17 protein-coding genes are annotated in these 16,408 nt (G+C 65.5%); 10 read left to right on the top strand and 7 right to left on the bottom strand.

Features of this window, described 5'->3' with window-relative positions; genetic code table 11:
• Nucleotides 1-82: 82 nt before the first annotated feature.
• Together AB5I39_RS00305 and miaA are read right to left on the bottom strand one after the other, a co-directional pair.
• Entirely contained in the window at nt 83-1,828 is a 1,746-nt protein-coding gene (locus AB5I39_RS00305; protein WP_404369820.1) for an acetolactate synthase 3 large subunit, read from the bottom strand.
• Between the two features lie 90 nt (nt 1,829-1,918).
• Nucleotides 1,919-2,848: a tRNA (adenosine(37)-N6)-dimethylallyltransferase MiaA gene (gene miaA / locus AB5I39_RS00300; RefSeq protein WP_404369818.1), complete on the bottom strand. Its 930-nt coding sequence runs from the start codon at nt 2,846-2,848 to the stop codon at nt 1,919-1,921.
• On the opposite strand from miaA, the gene serB reads away from it, so the two are divergent.
• The 3 genes from serB to AB5I39_RS00285 all read left to right on the top strand — a co-directional run bounded on the left by serB (nt 2,841) and on the right by AB5I39_RS00285 (nt 4,502).
• Nucleotides 2,841-3,722, top strand: a complete 882-nt coding sequence (gene serB / locus AB5I39_RS00295) for a phosphoserine phosphatase SerB (protein ID WP_404369816.1) — start codon at nt 2,841-2,843, stop codon at nt 3,720-3,722. The genes miaA and serB overlap by 8 nt on opposite strands.
• Nucleotides 3,723-3,809: 87 nt before the next feature.
• On the top strand, nt 3,810-4,010 hold the full coding sequence (locus AB5I39_RS00290; protein ID WP_176495959.1) for a hypothetical protein: 201 nt from the start codon (nt 3,810-3,812) through the stop codon (nt 4,008-4,010).
• A gap of 54 nt (nt 4,011-4,064) precedes the next feature.
• Entirely contained in the window at nt 4,065-4,502 is a 438-nt protein-coding gene (locus AB5I39_RS00285) for a hypothetical protein (RefSeq protein WP_404369814.1), read from the top strand.
• Nucleotides 4,503-4,548: 46 nt separating this feature from the next.
• Here the strand turns inward: AB5I39_RS00285 and AB5I39_RS00280 are convergent, their stop codons facing one another.
• Nucleotides 4,549-5,544: an SPOR domain-containing protein gene (locus AB5I39_RS00280; RefSeq protein ID WP_404369813.1), complete on the bottom strand. Its 996-nt coding sequence runs from the start codon at nt 5,542-5,544 to the stop codon at nt 4,549-4,551.
• Between the two features lie 178 nt (nt 5,545-5,722).
• Here AB5I39_RS00280 and AB5I39_RS00275 point away from each other — a divergent pair, with 178 nt between their 5' ends.
• Genes AB5I39_RS00275 through AB5I39_RS00265 form a run of 3 tightly spaced genes read left to right on the top strand, consistent with a single transcriptional unit; the run spans nt 5,723 to nt 8,398 of the window.
• Nucleotides 5,723-6,442, top strand: coding sequence for an AAA family ATPase (locus tag AB5I39_RS00275; RefSeq protein WP_404369811.1), 720 nt, complete (start codon nt 5,723-5,725; stop codon nt 6,440-6,442).
• Nucleotide 6,443: 1 nt separating this feature from the next.
• Complete coding sequence (locus tag AB5I39_RS00270) at nt 6,444-7,037, top strand: hypothetical protein (RefSeq protein WP_404369810.1); 594 nt, start codon at nt 6,444-6,446, stop codon at nt 7,035-7,037.
• Nucleotides 7,038-7,060: 23 nt separating this feature from the next.
• On the top strand, nt 7,061-8,398 hold the full coding sequence (locus tag AB5I39_RS00265; protein WP_404369808.1) for a tetratricopeptide repeat protein: 1,338 nt from the start codon (nt 7,061-7,063) through the stop codon (nt 8,396-8,398).
• Here AB5I39_RS00265 and AB5I39_RS00260 read toward each other — a convergent pair.
• A complete protein-coding gene (locus tag AB5I39_RS00260; RefSeq protein ID WP_404373931.1) occupies nt 8,395-9,636 on the bottom strand; it encodes a dihydroorotase family protein in 1,242 nt (413 codons plus the stop codon). The two genes, AB5I39_RS00265 and AB5I39_RS00260, sit on opposite strands and share 4 nt — an antisense overlap.
• Complete coding sequence (locus AB5I39_RS00255; protein ID WP_404369807.1) at nt 9,633-10,619, bottom strand: aspartate carbamoyltransferase catalytic subunit; 987 nt, start codon at nt 10,617-10,619, stop codon at nt 9,633-9,635. The genes AB5I39_RS00260 and AB5I39_RS00255 overlap by 4 nt, the downstream gene beginning before the upstream one ends.
• A 162-nt stretch (nt 10,620-10,781) precedes the next feature.
• Here AB5I39_RS00255 and AB5I39_RS00250 point away from each other — a divergent pair, with 162 nt between their 5' ends.
• Nucleotides 10,782-11,237 carry a hemerythrin domain-containing protein gene (locus AB5I39_RS00250; RefSeq protein WP_404369805.1) on the top strand — a complete coding sequence of 152 codons (456 nt, stop codon included), beginning with the start codon at nt 10,782-10,784 and terminating at the stop codon, nt 11,235-11,237.
• Here the strand turns inward: AB5I39_RS00250 and ruvX are convergent.
• Both ruvX and AB5I39_RS00240 read right to left on the bottom strand, forming a co-directional pair.
• Nucleotides 11,195-11,659 carry a Holliday junction resolvase RuvX gene (gene ruvX / locus AB5I39_RS00245; RefSeq protein ID WP_404369803.1) on the bottom strand — a complete coding sequence of 155 codons (465 nt, stop codon included), beginning with the start codon at nt 11,657-11,659 and terminating at the stop codon, nt 11,195-11,197. The two genes, AB5I39_RS00250 and ruvX, sit on opposite strands and share 43 nt — an antisense overlap.
• Before the next feature lie 115 nt (nt 11,660-11,774).
• Nucleotides 11,775-12,878, bottom strand: a complete 1,104-nt coding sequence (locus AB5I39_RS00240) for a DUF3089 domain-containing protein (RefSeq protein WP_404369801.1) — start codon at nt 12,876-12,878, stop codon at nt 11,775-11,777.
• Nucleotides 12,879-12,992: 114 nt separating this feature from the next.
• On the opposite strand from AB5I39_RS00240, the gene gatC reads away from it, so the two are divergent.
• From gatC to gatB, 3 genes are all read left to right on the top strand, one after another.
• Entirely contained in the window at nt 12,993-13,295 is a 303-nt protein-coding gene (gatC, locus tag AB5I39_RS00235; protein ID WP_404369800.1) for an Asp-tRNA(Asn)/Glu-tRNA(Gln) amidotransferase subunit GatC, read from the top strand.
• Nucleotides 13,295-14,779, top strand: a complete 1,485-nt coding sequence (gene gatA / locus AB5I39_RS00230; protein ID WP_404369798.1) for an Asp-tRNA(Asn)/Glu-tRNA(Gln) amidotransferase subunit GatA — start codon at nt 13,295-13,297, stop codon at nt 14,777-14,779. Before gatC ends, gatA begins: the two co-directional genes overlap by 1 nt.
• Nucleotides 14,780-14,880: 101 nt before the next feature.
• Nucleotides 14,881-16,353, top strand: coding sequence for an Asp-tRNA(Asn)/Glu-tRNA(Gln) amidotransferase subunit GatB (gene gatB / locus AB5I39_RS00225; protein ID WP_404369796.1), 1,473 nt, complete (start codon nt 14,881-14,883; stop codon nt 16,351-16,353).
• Nucleotides 16,354-16,408 lie beyond the last annotated feature (55 nt).

Below are 16,408 nucleotides of genomic sequence, written 5' to 3'. Positions count from 1 at the left end.
GGGGCGGGCGCTGCGTTCGATAACGAGCCGACCCACCCCCAGCCCCTCCCTTCCAGGGAGGGGAGCAAGACAGGATAGTCCATCACACCAGCGCCTTCGCTTCGTCGTCCATCTCGCCCGAGACTTCGCTCGATTGCAGGATCATGTCGGTATGAGCGGCTCCGCTCGGGATCATCGGGAAGCAGTTGGCGAGCTTCGCGACGCGGCAATCGACAATCACCGGGCCGTCATGGTCGAGCATCGCGGCGATGCCGTCGTCGAGTTCGTCGAGCTTCTCGATGCGGATGCCCTTCCAGCCGTAAGCCTCACCCAGCTTCACGAAATCGGGCAGGGCGTCGCTGTAGCTCTCGGCATAGCGGCTGGCATAGGTCAGCTGCTGCCACTGGCGCACCATGCCCATATATTCGTTGTTGAGGATGAAGATCTTGACTGGCAGGCGATATTGCGTCGCGGTCGCCAGCTCCTGGATGTTCATCTGGATCGAGGCTTCACCGGCGATGTCGATGACCAGCGCGCGCGGGTTGCCGAGCTGCGCGCCGATCGCGGCGGGCAGGCCGTAGCCCATCGTGCCGAGACCGCCGCTGGTCAGCCATTTGTTCGGGCCTTCGAAGCCGAAATGCTGTGCCGCCCACATCTGATGCTGGCCGACTTCGGTGGTGATGATCGGATTGCGCTTGTGCGTCGCCTCCCACAGTGCGCGGATCGCGCGTTGTGGCATGATTTCCTCACCACCCTCGGCGAAATCGAGGCTCTTCACCGCGCGCCAGCCCGCGATCATCCGCCACCATTCGTTGAGGTCCGGCTTGGGATGCCGCCGCGCCTTGAACACGCGGACCATATCCTCGAGCGCATGGCCGACATCGGCGACGATCGCGAGATCGACCCGGACGTTCTTGTTGATGCTCGAGCGATCGATATCGACGTGGATTTTGCGGCTGAAGGGCGAAAAGGCATCCAATCGCCCGGTGACGCGATCATCGAAGCGCGCGCCAAGGCATAGGATGAGGTCGGCCTTGTTCATCGCCATATTGGCTTCGTAAGTGCCGTGCATCCCGAGCATACCGAGCCATTGCTCGCCGCTCGCGGGATAGGCGCCCAGGCCCATCAGCGTCGAGGTGACCGGCGCCCCGCTGATCCGCGCGAGTTCGCGCAGCAACTGGCTCGCCGCCGGCCCGGCATTGATGATGCCACCGCCGGTATAGAGGATCGGGCGTTCGGCGGCCGCGAGCATGTCCATCGCCGCCTCGATGCTCGGCTGGTCGGCCTTGATCTGCGGGCGGTAGGTCTTGTGGCGGATCGGGCCGGGCTTGCTGTAGCGTGCGGTCGCGACCTGAACGTCCTTGGGGATGTCGATCACGACCGGGCCGGGGCGGCCCGAGGTGGCGATGTGGAACGCCTCGTGGATCGTCTCGCCGAGCCGCGCGGGGTCCTTCACCAGATAATTGTGCTTGGTGCAGTGGCGCGTGATGCCGACGGTGTCGGCCTCCTGGAATGCATCCGTGCCGATCAGCGCGGTCGGCACCTGGCCGGTGATGACGACCATCGGGATCGAATCCATCAACGCATCGGTGATGCCGGTGACGGCGTTGGTCGCGCCAGGGCCTGACGTGACGAGCACCACGCCGCACTTGCCGGTCGAACGGGCATAGCCCTCGGCAGCGTGCGTTGCGGCCTGTTCGTGGCGGACGAGGATGTGCTTGATCTTCCCCGAACGAAACAGCGCGTCGTAAATCGGCAGAACCGCGCCGCCGGGATAGCCGAAGATGACTTCCACGCCGAGGTCGCACAGCGCCTCGATCAGGATGTCTGCTCCGCTTTTCTCGGTCACGTCTCGTCTCCCTTGGCAATGCCTTGGCGCTGCGGGCTTTAGCAGCGTTGGAGCGGCGCTGCTAGAGAAACGAAATATGCGCGTCAAGCGCTAATCGTGTAATAATATGTCTATCCGTGAAACTCGATCGTTTGTTTCTGTCGCGCCAAGCCGCTGCCAGTTCGGCGGGGGTTGGTTGCGGAACCAGGTATATTGGCGCTTGGCATATTGGCGGGTGGCCAGGCGGGTGCGTTCAAGTGCCTGGGCTGGTGTAGTTTCCCCCGCCAGCAGCGCGGCGATGTCGGGCACGCCGATCGCGCGGCGGATCGGGGCCGAGAGTGGGATGTCGGCGCGGGTGAGCAGCGCGCGGACTTCGTCGAGCGCGCCGTCCGCGAACATTGCAGCGCAACGGGCGTCGCAGCGCGCCATCAGCCAGTCGCGATCGGGCAGCAGGATGAGCGCGGCGAGCGATATGCGATCTCCGATCCCGCCAGTTTTTGCCGCTTGCCAGTCGTGCAGCGTCCGCCCGGTCGAACGCACGACCTCCAGCGCGCGGGCGACGCGGGTCGTGTCGGCGGGCGCGAGGCGTGCGGCGGCGGCGGGATCGAGCTTCGCGAGCGTCGCGTGCGCCTCCGCCACCGGGAGCGCGCGGACGTCGGCTCGGATCGCCGGGTCGATCTCGGGCACGGGAGCGATGCCGTCGAGCAGCGTACGCATATAGAGTCCGGTGCCACCGACCAGCACGGGGAGCTTGCCCGCTGCGTGGGCGGCGTCGATTGCGGCCCGCGCCTCATCCGCCCAGCGCGCGGCGGAATAGCTCTCCGTGCCGTCGATATGGCCGAATAGCCGGTGCGGGACGCACGCTTCATCCGCTGGCGAGGGGCGCGCGGTCAGCACGCGCAGGTCGCGGTAGACTTGCGCAGAATCGGCATTGATCACAACGCCGTCATGCTTTTCCGCCACGGCACAGGCGAGCGCGGACTTGCCGCTGGCGGTCGGCCCTGCGATGAGCGCCACTTTGGGGAGGGAAGCCTTGTTCATTGCGACGCTGATAGCATCGGATCACCTGAGCGCAGGCGATATTTCGGCGGCGATGGATCGTCTCGCGGCGGCAGGGTGTGCGCCGAACGTGCAGGGCTGGATCGACGAGGGCAAAGCGGCGGATATCCGGTTCGGCTCAGGCCAGGATGCTGCGCGCGCTGCGCTCGAAGGTGCGTTCCCGGGCGTCGACATCGTGGTGCAGGCCCAGGCCGAGCGCGAGAAGAAGTTGCTGATCGCCGACATGGATTCGACGATGATCACGGTCGAATGCATTGACGAGCTGGCCGATTACGCCGGGATCAAGCCGCAGATCGCGGAGATCACCGAAGCTGCGATGCGGGGTGAACTTGATTTCGAAGGCGCGCTCGATGCGCGGGTGGCACTGCTCGCCGGCCTGGATGAGGCGGTGATCGAACGGTGCCTGGCGGAGCGGGTCAAGATCATGCCCGGTGCCGAGGTGCTGGTGCGCACGATGCGCGCGCGCGGTGCGACGGCGATCCTTGTGTCGGGCGGCTTCACGCGCTTTGCAGAGCCTGTCGCGGCGAAGGTCGGTTTCCACCGCGCGATTGCCAACCGGCTGGAGATTGCAGACGGGAAGCTGACGGGTGCGGTCGCCAAACCGATCGTCGGCTCCGACACCAAGCTGCACACCCTGCTCGCGGCAAGTGCGGAACTCGGCCTTTTGCCCGAGCAAACGCTCGCGGTCGGCGACGGCGCGAACGATCTGGCGATGATCAAGGCCGCTGGGTTGGGTGTCGCCTATCACGCCAAGCCGATCGTCGCCGCTGCCGCTGCCGCGCGGATCGATCATGGCGATTTGTCGGCGTTGCTGTACGCGCAAGGGATTACACGGGCGCAGTGGGTGCTGGGCTAAGCCGCGCAAGGAGCACCGTAATGCGATGTTAGTGCGTCGTGACTCGGTGAGTGGACAAGCGCGAGGGGCCGCCGCTATGGCCCCGGCATGGGTATCACAGCGACGATCATCAACACCGTAACCGGTCAGCCGATTCAACGATTCACCTTTGGCCGGATGCCGAAACCGTGGGTTTCCTTCAATCTGGAAAGCGGCGAGCTGGTGACCGCCGACCGCGTCGAAGTCGGGAAACCTGCACCGGGCAAGTTCGTCGCGCCGGTAACGGTGTGGGTGACGCCGAAAGGCTGATTCGAGCGTGTCCGCCCTCTTACGGCGGTGTGCACCTTGAGCGATCGATCAGTGATGGAACAGCGACCAGATCTTTTGACCGGAAATTCCGGATCGATCGGAGCGGTTGATCTACCAACCCTGGCGTCGGCGCTGGACGCCTCCTGGGACGCGCTGACATCCTATCAAGGTGCGACGCGCCCCGGCAATCCGGCCTATGGCCAATGCTATCCCACGTCCCGCGTGGTTCAGTGGTTCTATCCCGAGTATGAGATCGCCAAGGGCGAGGTCTGGACCGGGGCCAGCGTCGAACAGCATTTCTGGAATGTGCGCGGAACAGGTGCGCAAGCCGACTGGATCGACCTGAGCTGGAAACAATTTCCGGTCGGGTCGGTCGTGCGGCACTTCACGCTTCTCGATCGCACCGCCCTGGGTGACAGCGAGCGGGCCAGGGAGCGCTGTGCTTTGCTTCTCCAACGCGTTTTGTCTTATCTAGGCAGGAGCCCGGGGTAGGCGTCCGCGCGGTCAGTTATGCGCATACGTACTGATCCTTTGCGGGTTAGTCGCTCACCGGCACGCAGGGTTTTACCGAGCCGCAAGCAGCAAGCGCCGCTCCGCGCGATCCATACGGCCCGACCATGACGCGGGTCAGCGCTCCCGCCTTTACGTAGGTAACGCTTGCGCCGGGGAAGCGCCCAGCCACTTGGCCGCCGAGTTTGCGCGCGTTGCCGGAGTCTCCGAAGGCGCCGAGCTGCAGGCGCCAGCCGCCGCGTCCAGCGGGCTGGGCGACTGGGGTGCTGACAGCGGCGGCTACCGGCTGCGGCACCGCGCGCGGCTTAGGTAATGGCCGTTCGGGCCGCATCGCGATGACCTCGGGCTTGCGCTCGACGCTCGGATCATAGCTCGACGGCGGCAGATCGGTTCGGCGGACCGTGGCGACATTGCTTTGCCCCGAAAGCTCGCTTGGCAATGGCGGCTGCTGCGCCGCGGCTTCGTATTGCCGCGCAAGTTCCAGGCCGCGCTGGCGCTGATCGATCGGGATCATCGTGTCCATCTTCGCTTGCACTTCGGAAGCATTGGGCATCCCGGCCGCAGCGGAGCGGACCAGGAATGCGTAGGCGCGCGGCCAATCCTTCTCCACGCCATCGCCGTTGAACAGCATCGTGCCGAGCACCAGTTCGGCCCGCGGTTCGCCGCGCTTCGCGGCCTTTTCGAGCCAGGGGGCCGCCTCGCTGTGCTTGCCCTGATCGAACAGCACCAGCCCATATTTGGTCTCCGCCTCGAAATGGCCTTGCAGCGCGGCCTTGCGGAACCAGCTCGTCGCCATCGGCAGATCGACCGGTACGCCGCGCCCGAGCGTATAGGCCTGCCCCATGTTGAACTGCGCATCGGCGTCGCCCGCATTTGCGGCGGGGCGCCATTCCTCGATCGCCTTGCGATACTCGCCGCGACTATAGGCATCGACGCCTTGCTTCACATCGGCAAGGGCAGGGACCGCCCCCATTGCCAATCCACCAATCGCGGCGATTACGCCAAATACTGCACGGCTTTGCATCGTCTTAATCCCGTCCCGCCCCGTGTCTGCCACCCGACAATGCCGCTTACGCAAGGTTTGGCAAACAAATCGTTATCGATCCTCATCCGAAAGCATGAGCATGGCGCGTGCGTTAACCTTTCCTTGACCCCTGTCATGGCATTTCGAGGGCTGGAATAGCGGGTTTCAAAGGGGCAACATGCGCGTTCTCGCGATGGCATCTCAAAAAGGCGGTTCGGGCAAGACCACCTTGTCCGGGCATCTCGCCGTGCAGGCACAGCTTGCCGGGGCCGGGCCGGTGGTGCTGATCGACATCGATCCGCAAGGGTCGCTGTCGGATTGGTGGAATGAGCGGAGCGCGGAGTATCCGGCGTTCGCCCAGACGACCGTCGCACGGCTTGCCGCCGACCTGGAAATTCTGCGCCAGCAGGGCTTCCGCCTCGCGATGATCGACACGCCGCCCGCCATCACGATGGCGATCCAGAGCGTGATCGCAGTCGCCGAACTGATCGTCATCCCGACCCGCCCGAGCCCGCACGATCTGCGCGCCGTCGGCGCCACGGTCGATCTGTGCGAACGCGCGGGCAAGCCGTTGCTGTTCGTCGTCAACGGCGCGACGCCCAAGGCGAAGATCACGTCGGAGGCCGCCGTCGCGCTATCGCAGCACGGCACGGTCGCGCCGATCACGATCCATCACCGCACCGATTTCGCCGCATCGATGATCGATGGTCGCACCGTCATGGAGGTCGATGGCAACAGCAAGTCGGCACAGGAAGTACGCGATCTGTGGACCTACATCTCCGATCGACTGGAGAAGAATTTCCGTCGTACCGTCTTCGCCGCACCGACTGCGGTCAACGGGTACGGCGCGCAGCGTCCTTCGGCAGGCGGTGGCTTCGGTCGCCGGGTGGTGAGCTGAGATGAGCATGTTCGGTCAACCCAAACCCCTCGCATCGCTGTCCTCGACCTTGCTCGCACGCAAGGGTCAGGCAAAGCCCGCAATGCGCCCGCAGGGCTTCGGCGGCTTCGGCGCTTTCCCCGGTGCGGGACATGAGGCGCAGGACGATCTCGGCTGGAATGACATGGGCCATCATGTCGAAGAGGTGCAGCAGCCGGTCTATGCCCCGGTTCCGCCGGTGCTGGTGCAGCGCGAAGTGCTGCGCGAGGAATTTGCAATGCCAGCGCCGACGCCCGCGTTTCGCGAGCCAGAGCCCGAAGCCGAGCCAGCGCCCGTCGCGGTGACGGCGCCTGCTCCGACTACGATCAAGCCGATCTCGGTTGCGACTGCAGCGCGCATCGGCCGCGAGACCAACAAGAAGCACACGAAGAAGCAGCCGAAATCCGCGTTCACGCTGCGGCTCGACCATGACCGCCATCTGCGGCTGCGGCTGGCGAGTGCGCTGCATAACGCCTCGGCCCAGGCGCTGGTGACTGCGGCGCTCGACCAATTCCTGCAATCGCTGCCCGAAGTCGACGATCTGGTCCGCCAGATCCCGACGCGGCCGACGCGCTGAACGCCCCCCGAGGGAGAGACATGATGAAGACCCGCTCCGCCATCACTTTCGGCCCGCTTACCCTGGGCCTGTCCGTTCTTGCACTCGCCGGCACGGTCGGCGCGGTTGCGACTTCGACGATCGCCGCGGCAAGTGCTCGCGAGCAATCGCGCGCCGAGAAGAAGGGCGCGAGCGAGGCGAAAGCGGCACAGGCAGCGCTGGCGCAGCGCCAAATCGGCTCGGCGATCCGCCATGCGGAAGCCGCCGTCGCCAACCAGCCTCAAGTCGCCGCGTATCGCATGATGCTCGGGCAAAGCTATTTGAAGGCTGGCCGTTTCGCCTCGGCGCGCGATGCCTATGCCGATGCACTGTCGCTAGATTCCGCAAATGGTAAAGCCGCGCTCAACTATGCGCTGGCGCAGATCGCGACCGGGGATTGGGCGGGCGCGCGCAAGACACTCAATTCGCACGCCGATACGATTGCGGTTGCCGACCGTGGCCTGGCGATTGCGCTCACCGGCGATCCGGTGGCGGCGGTTGAACTGCTCGCACCCGCAGCGCGCGCCGCCGATGCGGATGCAACGCTGCGGCAGAATTTCGCGCTGAGCCTGGCCCTTGCCGGACGCTGGCGCGAAGCGCGCACTGTCGTCGCGGTCGATCTCGCGCCGGTCGATGCCGACAAGCGCATTCTGGAATGGGCCAATTTCGCGCAGCCGAAATCGGCGTCGGATCAAGTCGCTAGTCTGCTCGGCGTGACGCCATCGATCGATCCGGGTCGTCCGGTCGCGCTCGCGCTCAACGCGCCGCAGGCTGCCGCGCCGGCGATGGCGGCGGCGGAGCCGATCGATACCTATATGCCCGGCAAGGTCGAAGCGGCGCCTGCCCCGGTCGAAGTTGCCGCCGCACCTGAGGCGCAAGCCGCGCCGGTCGGGCCTAGCATCGCTGGCGTCGTTTTTGCCGAGCGCAAGGAAGTGGTCCAGGCGTTGCCAACGTCTGCGCCGGATGTGCGCGGAGTCCGTAAACTTGCAATTTCGCGGGCGGTGCTCGCGAAGATTGCTCCTGTCGCGCCGCAACAGCACGTTGCAGCCAAGGGCAATTTCTACGTCCAGCTTGGCGCGTTCGATAATGCCGGTGTCGCGCGCGATGCGTGGGGCCGCGTGACGCGCCGCAACGCTGCGTTCGCCGGCCATACGCCGCAGGGCATGAACGTCACGTCGGCGGGCAAGACCTTCTATCGCTTGTCGGTCGGCGGGTTTGCGCGGCCCGACGCGGTCGCCTTGTGCAAGACCTATCGCGCCAAGGGTGGAACCTGCTTCGTTCGCGCGGGCGCAGGCGATCAGGTCGCGATGTGGGCCAAAGGCCGCGAACTCGCTTCGCGTTAATCCCGCGACGGCAAGGGGAGGGCGGTGCCGCCCTTGAACAGGCGCAGCACCTTGCCCTGAACCGGCAACCCGTCGAACGGCGTGTTGCCGGCACGCGCATGAAACCGCTCGCCATCGATCTGCCACGGCGCATCGCGATCGAACAGCAACAGATCGGCCGGTGCGCCGGGGGTGAGTGTTCCCGCCTCGACGCCCAGCACCTTGGCCGGATTGGCGGCGAGCAGCGTGAACAGCCGCTGCAGGTCGATCGTCTCATCGCGCACCAGGCCGAGACCGAGCGCGAGTAAAGTCTCCGCTCCCGCCATACCCGATGCCGAATTGGCAAAGGGCAAGCGCTTTTCCTCCGGACCGTGCGGATCGTGCCCGGAACAGAGTATGTCGATCGTCCCATCGGCAATCGCGGCACGCGCGGCCTGCCGGTCGCTTTCGCTGCGCAATGGCGGGGAGAGATGCGCGAACGTGCGGAAATCGCTCATCGCGATGTCGGACAGGAACAGATGCGCGGGCGTGATGCCGCACGTGACGCGAACGCCGCGTCGCTTGGCCGCGCGGACCAGATCGAAACCGGCCGCCGTCGTCACCTGGCGGATGTGCAGTGCAGCCCCGGTGTCCTCCGCCAGCATCAGATCGCGTGCGATGGCGAGCGCCTCGGCCACCGACGGTGCCGAGGGCAGGCCCATACGCGTCGCCGTCTCGCCCGCGGTTGCGACCGCGCCCGCAGTGATCCCGGCATCCTCGGCGTGCGCGATCACCGCTAGTCCCAGGTCCCCGGCATAGGCCAGCACTTTGCGCATCAGGCCCGAATCGGCGATCCAACCAGCGCCGGTGCCGATCGCGCGTGCGCCGGCATCGCGGTTGATCGCCATTTCGGCGAGGTCCTTGCCCGCAAGCCCGCGCGTGGCGGCGGCGATCGGGTGAATCCAAAGGCCCGGTCGGCCGATCAGCGCGGCGCGTTGTACGACGCCGGGATCATCGAGCACGGGCGACTGATCGGGCATCAGACCGACGCGGACGATGCCCCCGGCATGAAAGGCCGGCACGTCGATCGCAAATACGCCGAGATCGACGATCGCGGGCGTGAGCATCGCGCCGCCGCACGCGATCACCTCCGCGCCCTCGGGGATCTCGATTACGCCGGTTGCGACGATGCGATCGTCCGCGACCAATACGCCGCCGCGCGATTCGCCTGCCACCGGGCAGACAAGCGTCGCGTCGGTAAAGGCCAGCATCCGGCTCATGCCCAGCCCGCCACCCCGCGCGACCGGCGCGTCAGCACGTCGAGGCACGCCATGCGCACCGCGACACCCATCTCGACTTGCTCGGTCACCGCCGAGCGCGCGTGATCCGCCACGTTCGAATTGATTTCGACTCCGCGGTTCATCGGACCCGGGTGCATCACCAGCGCATCGGGCGCGGCGCGTTCCAGCCGCTTGAGCGTCAGGCCGTAGCGAAGGTGGAATTCCCGGTTCGATGGGATGAAACCGCCGCTCATTCGTTCGTTCTGCAGCCGCAGCATCATGACCACGTCGGCCCCCTCCAGCGCCTTGTCGAAATCGGTGAAGGGCGTGACGCCCATCCGTTCGATCCCGGCTGGCATCAACGTCGCGGGCGCGCACACGCGGACTTCAGCGGCGAGCGCGGTAAGCGCCAGGATGTTCGAGCGCGCCACGCGGCTGTGCAGCAGATCGCCGCAAATCACCACGCGCTGCCCCTCGATCCGGCCGCGGCGGCGGCGGATCGTGAGCGCATCGAGCAGGGCTTGCGTGGGGTGCTCATGCTGCCCGTCGCCTGCGTTCAGCACCGGACAATCGACCTTGTCGGCGATCAGCCGCACCGCGCCCGAGCTCATGTGCCGGATCACGATCGCATCGGCGCGCATCGCGTTGATCGTCATCGCGGTGTCGATCAGCGTTTCGCCTTTTTTTACCGAGCTTTGCGCGGCGTGCATGTTGACCACGTCCGCACCCAGCCGCTTGCCGGCGATTTCGAACGACAGCAGCGTCCGCGTCGAATTTTCGAAGAAAGCGTTGATCACGGTGAGCCCGCCGAGCCGCTTGTCGGCAATCGCGCGCGTCCGGTTCGCGGCGACCCAGCCATCGGCTTCATCCAGCAGAAACAGGATTTCGTGCGGCTGCAGTCCGTCGATCCCGGTCAGATGCCGATGCGGAAAAACGGCGCGGCCCGGGATCAGCGAGGCGGGGCGATGATCGGAGGGTTGCATCGAGACGCTGCCCTAACGAGCGGCGCGCGGGGTGGCAAGGTCGCGCTTCAGCGTCTGCTGCGGTGATCCCGGAGGGTGCCAATAAGACTTCGGTAAGAGCCTCATTCTAAAGTCTGATTCGCTCTCGCAAAGTGCCTGTCGGAGCCGCTGGGGAGTAAGCCCGTGTTGAACCGCGACACATTGTCCAAGGAACATGAAGAGCTTGAGGCACTCGCCAACAAACTTCTTGTCGAAGTCGATGCGGTGTCGCCTGGCAAGGACTTGTCCAGCTTACGCTGGCGCTTGACCCACGTCCTGATGGTCCACCTCGCGAAGGAGGACAAGGTTTTGTACCCGCGATTGCTTGCACGGCCGGAAACAAGGACGGTGGCGAAACGCTTTGCGGAAGAGATGGGCGATCTCGGCGAAGCCTATAAGGTCTACACGGCTGCCTGGCCGATCGACCGGGTTGAGGCGGACTGGCCGGGGTTTGGGGAAGCGACCCGCAAGATGATGGCAGCGCTGCGGCGGCGGATCGCGCGTGAGGAGCGCGATCTCTATCCCCGCATCTGCGAAAGCGCGCCCGTAGTCCCGTCCTACGCCGCCACCAACGCGTCGATTGCGCCCTGCAAGATGTAGGCGGCGGCCATTTTGTCGACCAGTTCGGCGCGTTTGGCGCGGCTGGCATCCTGTTCGATCAGCGTGCGAGTGACCGCAACAGTCGACCAACGTTCGTCCTGCAGGAAGATCGGCAGGCCAAGGTCCGCCATGTTGCGCGCAAATGCCCGGCTCGACTGGCTGCGCGGGCTTTCGCTGCCGTCGCTCAGGTTCAGCGGCAGGCCGATCACGATGCCCTTCACCTGTTGCGCAGCGATCAGCTCGGCGAGCGCGAGCTTATCCTTTTGAAACTTGGTGCGGCGAATCAGCAGGGCGGGGGAGGCGAAGCTCCACCCGGCATCGCACAGCGCGGTGCCGATCGTCTTTGTGCCCACGTCCAGCCCGATCAGCCGCCCGCCGGACGGCAGGGCCGTGCGAAATTCGGCGCGGTCGGTCGTGATCATGTGGCCTTCCCTGTTCGTACTGAGCCTGTCGAAGCACCGCTCTCCACACTCGACCGGCTACAGTGCGGAGAGGCGCCCTTCGACAGGCTCAGGGCGAGCGGGGCTTGGGTGCGGATCATTTGCGCGCAAACGCGGCCAGACGCCGGGCGGCATCGGTGCGAACGTTGGCCCAGAACAGGCTGTAGTCATAGACGTGGTAATTGTTGCCCGGCAGAACGTAGCTGCCAAGGTCCGGCGCCTCGCCGATCAGCAGCAGTCCGCGCGGGTCGCAGCGGGCGGGGACGCGCTTCGGTTCGATCGTGGCGCTGGCGAGGTCCGTAGTGGGGAACAACGTGCCGAGGTTGGCGGTGGCGGGCGCGGCGGCGTTGGGCGTACCGGTCAGCGGGTTGGTACAGACCATCGGCGTGCCGCGACGTGGTTTGCCGTCCACACCGCTGCTCGCATCATACGCGTCAAGCACCAGCGCGGGATCCGCGGGTTCGGCGAAACTTTGCCACGACAGAAGGCAGTTGGCCTGATCGGCCGCCTTGCATTCGGGCACACCCAGCGTGGGCAGATCGACGCTCCGCGATACAGGCCAGCCGACGACATAAGCGGCCACGACGCGTTGAGCGATCGGCTTGCCTGCAATCTTCTCGCGCAACAGCCGCAACAGATGCAGCGCCCCCTGGCTGTGGCCGGCCAGAATGATCGGGCGATCACCGGCCTGCGCAACGAAGGCATCGAACGCGGCCGCGACATCGCCATAGGCCAAGTCCAGCGCCTTTGCCGCCTCTGGCTTGATCGTCAGAAACGCGCCGAACGCCGCCTGGCGATAGCGCGGCGCCCAGATCGCGCCGACCTCGTTGAACGCGCTTGCCTGTGCGCGCAGAAATAGTTCCGCGCGGGGATTCGCTTCGGGATCGTCCAGCGGAGCATTCCAGTGCGTGCGGGCGAGATACGATGTCGGGTGGATAAAGAACACGGCCGCCGGCGGTGCCGGGGCGGGTTTGTAGCCCGGTGGAGTCCACAGCGCCGGATTGCCCGGTTTGTCAGGCCGAGCCAGCCACATCCGAACGTCTTTATAGGCGGCGGCCCGCTGCGTGGGCAGCGCCTCGAATTGCCCCGTCGGCACCGTCGCCAGCTTGATCAGCTCGGTGCCCCAAATCGCATAGGCAAAGCCACCTGCGATCGCCAGGACGATCATGACCGCTACGAAATAGATGAACTTGCGCGCCACGTGCCGATGAACTCCGTTTGCAACGGTCGTTGCCGCAGCAGCGCGCCGCTGGCAATCGCCAATCCGGTCGCGAAGAGGTTGCGCGCGCGGCGCTCGCTCTGCTAGCCGCACTTCATGCCAGTCACCATCGCAACCGTAACGAAGATCGCGAGCCTAGCCCGCATCGCCATCACCGAGGAAGAGGCCGCGCGGATCGCGCCGGAGCTCGACAACATCATGGGCTGGATCGAGCAATTGGGCGAGGTCGATACGACCGACGTCGCGCCGATGACGGCGGTGATCCCCAACCATCTCCGGCTGCGCGACGATGTCGTGAACGCCGATCCGTTGACCGGCGGCAATATCCGCGACGCGGTCCTCGCCAACGCGCCGCAGGGCGAGCACGGCTTCTTCACCGTGCCGAAGGTGATCGAATAATGACCGACCTGACCGATCTCGGCGTTGCCGCCATCCGTGACGGCGTGCGCGCCGGTAGCTTTTCCGCCCGCGAAGTGGCCGAGGGCTTCATCGCCAACGTGTCCAAGGCCAAGGCGCTCAACGCGTTTCTGGTCGAGACACCCGACCATGCGCTTGCCGCCGCCGATGCCGCCGATGCCGCGCGCGCGGCGGGCGAGACGCTGAAACCGCTCGCCGGCGTGCCGATCGGCATGAAGGATCTGTTCTGCACCAAGGGTGTGCCGACCACTGCTGCCAGCGGCATCCTGGAAGGGTTCGTCCCGCAATATGAATCGACCGTCTCGGCCAATTTGTGGGATGCGGGCGCGGGGATGTTGGGCAAGCTCAACCTCGACCAGTTCGCGATGGGATCGTCGAACGAGACCTCCGCATTCGGCAACGTGATTTCGCCGTGGCGGCGCAGTGACGGCGGTAACGCGCCGCTCGCGCCGGGTGGCTCTTCGGGCGGTTCGTCCTCGGCGATTGCCGCGCGGCTGTGCCCAGCGGCGACCGGCACCGATACCGGCGGATCGATCCGCCAGCCCGCCGCCTTTACCGGCATTTCTGGAATCAAGCCGACCTACGGCCGCTGCTCGCGCTGGGGGACGATTGCGTTCGCCTCGTCGCTCGATCAGGCCGGGCCGATGGCGCGAGACGTGCGCGATTGCGCGATCATGCTGGAGGCGATGGCCGGGTTCGACGCCAAGGACGCAACCTCGCTCGATTTGTCGGTGCCGCAGTGGGAAGCCGGATTGTCGAGCGATCTCAAGGGCAAGCGCGTCGGTATTCCCAAGGAATATCGCGTCGATAACATGCCGCCTGAGATCGAGGCGTTGTGGCAGCAGGGGATCGACTGGCTGAAGGACGCCGGGGCCGAGATCGTCGAAGTTTCGTTGCCGCACACCAAATATGCGCTGCCGGCCTATTACATCATCGCGCCGGCCGAAGCGTCGTCGAACCTCGCGCGTTATGACGGCGTCCGCTACGGGATGCGCGATCTGCCCGAAGGCGCGGGCTTGCAGGACATGTATGCTGCGACCCGCGCGGCGGGCTTCGGAAACGAAGTGAAGCGCCGCATCATGATCGGGACTTATGTCCTGTCGGCAGGTTTTTACGATGCATACTTTACACAGGCGTCGAAGGTCCGCACGCTGATCGCGCGCGATTTCGAACAGGCCTGGGCGAAGTGCGATGTGCTGCTTACCCCGACCGCGCCTTCGGCGGCGTTCGCGCTGGGGGAAAAGTCGGCGGACCCAATTGCGATGTATTTGAACGACGTGTTCACCGTGCCGTCGTCACTCGCCGGGCTGCCTGCGATGTCCGTGCCGGGCGGGCTCGACGGGCAGGGGCTGCCGCTCGGGCTGCAGATCATCGGCAAGGCGCTGGACGAGCAAAGCGTGCTCAACGCGGGGCTGGCGCTGGAGGAACGCGCGGGCTTCGTGGCGCGGGCGGAGCGGTGGTGGTGACACAGTCCACCGTTCGCCCTGAGCTTGTCGAAGGGCTGTATTTCACTTCGGGCAAAGACGGGCAGGGCTTAGACAAGCTCAGCCCGAACGGAAAGTAGGTCATGACGGACACCAAATACACCATCCGCGGCGAAACCGGCGATTGGGAGGTCGTGGTCGGCCTCGAAGTCCATGCGCAGGTGACTTCTAACGCCAAGCTTTTTTCCGGTGCCGCCACCGCGTTCGGGGCGGAGCCCAACACGCAAGTGTCGCTGATCGACGCCGCGATGCCGGGGATGCTGCCCGTGCCGAACCGCGAGTGCATCCGTCAGGCGGTGCGCACCGGCATGGCGATCGATGCGCAGATCAACACATGGTCGCGCTTCGACCGGAAGAATTATTTCTACGCCGATCTGCCCCAGGGGTATCAGATCAGCCAGCTCTATCACCCGATCGTGGGCGAGGGGCATATCGACATCAGCCTCGACGACAAGAACCCCGATGCGCACGGCAAGCGGATCGGCGTCGAGCGCATCCATGTCGAACAGGATGCGGGCAAGTTGATGCACGATCAGCATCCGACACGCTCCTATGTCGACCTCAACCGCTGCGGCGTGGCGCTGATGGAAATCGTCAGCAAGCCCGATCTGACTTCTCCGGCCGAGGCAGGCGCGTATCTGGCGAAGCTGCGCTCGATCCTGCGTTATGTCGGGTCGTGCGATGGCAATATGGATCAGGGATCGATGCGCGCCGACGTGAACGTCAGCGTGCGCAAGCCCGGCGAGCCGCTCGGCACGCGGACCGAGACGAAGAACGTCAATTCGGTGCGTTTCGTCATGGCGGTGGTTGAACAGGAAGCCAAGCGCCAGATCGAAGTGATCGAGAGCGGCGGCAAGATCGTCCAGGAAACGCGGCTCTACGACCCCGATCGCAACGAGACCCGGTCGATGCGATCGAAGGAAGATGCGCACGATTACCGCTACTTCCCCGATCCTGATCTGTTGCCGCTGGAACTCGACGGGGCGTTTCTGGAGGAATGCCGTGCGTCGCTGCCCGAGCTGCCGGATGCTAAGCGGCGGCGCTATGAGGCGCAGGGCATCACGGCCTACGCGGCCTCCGTGCTGACGGCGGAGGTCGAGGCGGCGCGCTGGTTCGATGCGCTGCTCGAGGCTGGGGCTGCACCGGTTGCCGCGGCCAATTGGACGACGTCGGAACTGTTCGGCGCGCTCAACCGCACCGGCAAGGATATCGAGACGTCACCGGTCAGCCCCGCGCAGGCGGCCGAGCTGCTCGGCCTGGTTGCGGATGGCACGCTGTCCAATACGCTGGCCAAGCAGGTGTTCGAGATTATGCTCGAAACCGGGCAGGGGGCCGCTGCGATCGTCGAAGAGAAAGGTCTCAAGCAGACCAGTGACACCGGCGAAATCGAACGCGTGATCACGGAAGTGATGGCCGCCAATGCCGACAAGGTCGCCGAATATCGCGGCGGCAAGGACAAGCTCTTCGGCTTCTTCGTCGGTCAGACGATGAAGGCGATGGGCGGCAAGGCCAATCCGGGCGTGGTGAATGATGTGCTTAAGAAGGCGCTGGGGTGATCGGTTTGCGGGCGAACTTTCGCCAACCGGGCACGCGTAAACGGTGTTAACCGAG

Source organism: Sphingomonas sp. MMS24-J45 (genome assembly GCF_044881195.1).
Lineage (GTDB): Bacteria > Pseudomonadota > Alphaproteobacteria > Sphingomonadales > Sphingomonadaceae > Sphingomonas.
This window is presented reverse-complemented; position numbering and strand designations above follow the sequence as displayed.

What these genes read in the sequence shown, in the direction of transcription:
- miaA (WP_404369818.1), bottom strand. Translation starts at nt 2,848, where the DNA reads ATGAACAAGGCTTCCCTCCCCAAAGTGGCGCTCATCGCAGGGCCGACC.
- AB5I39_RS00290 (WP_176495959.1), top strand. Translation starts at nt 3,810, where the DNA reads ATGGGTATCACAGCGACGATCATCAACACCGTAACCGGTCAGCCGATT.
- AB5I39_RS00285 (WP_404369814.1), top strand. Translation starts at nt 4,065, where the DNA reads ATGGAACAGCGACCAGATCTTTTGACCGGAAATTCCGGATCGATCGGA.
- AB5I39_RS00280 (WP_404369813.1), bottom strand. Translation starts at nt 5,544, where the DNA reads ATGCAAAGCCGTGCAGTATTTGGCGTAATCGCCGCGATTGGTGGATTG.
- AB5I39_RS00275 (WP_404369811.1), top strand. Translation starts at nt 5,723, where the DNA reads ATGCGCGTTCTCGCGATGGCATCTCAAAAAGGCGGTTCGGGCAAGACC.
- AB5I39_RS00270 (WP_404369810.1), top strand. Translation starts at nt 6,444, where the DNA reads ATGAGCATGTTCGGTCAACCCAAACCCCTCGCATCGCTGTCCTCGACC.
- AB5I39_RS00265 (WP_404369808.1), top strand. Translation starts at nt 7,061, where the DNA reads ATGAAGACCCGCTCCGCCATCACTTTCGGCCCGCTTACCCTGGGCCTG.
- AB5I39_RS00260 (WP_404373931.1), bottom strand. Translation starts at nt 9,636, where the DNA reads ATGAGCCGGATGCTGGCCTTTACCGACGCGACGCTTGTCTGCCCGGTG.
- AB5I39_RS00255 (WP_404369807.1), bottom strand. Translation starts at nt 10,619, where the DNA reads ATGCAACCCTCCGATCATCGCCCCGCCTCGCTGATCCCGGGCCGCGCC.
- ruvX (WP_404369803.1), bottom strand. Translation starts at nt 11,659, where the DNA reads ATGATCACGACCGACCGCGCCGAATTTCGCACGGCCCTGCCGTCCGGC.
- gatC (WP_404369800.1), top strand. Translation starts at nt 12,993, where the DNA reads ATGCCAGTCACCATCGCAACCGTAACGAAGATCGCGAGCCTAGCCCGC.
- gatA (WP_404369798.1), top strand. Translation starts at nt 13,295, where the DNA reads ATGACCGACCTGACCGATCTCGGCGTTGCCGCCATCCGTGACGGCGTG.
- gatB (WP_404369796.1), top strand. Translation starts at nt 14,881, where the DNA reads ATGACGGACACCAAATACACCATCCGCGGCGAAACCGGCGATTGGGAG.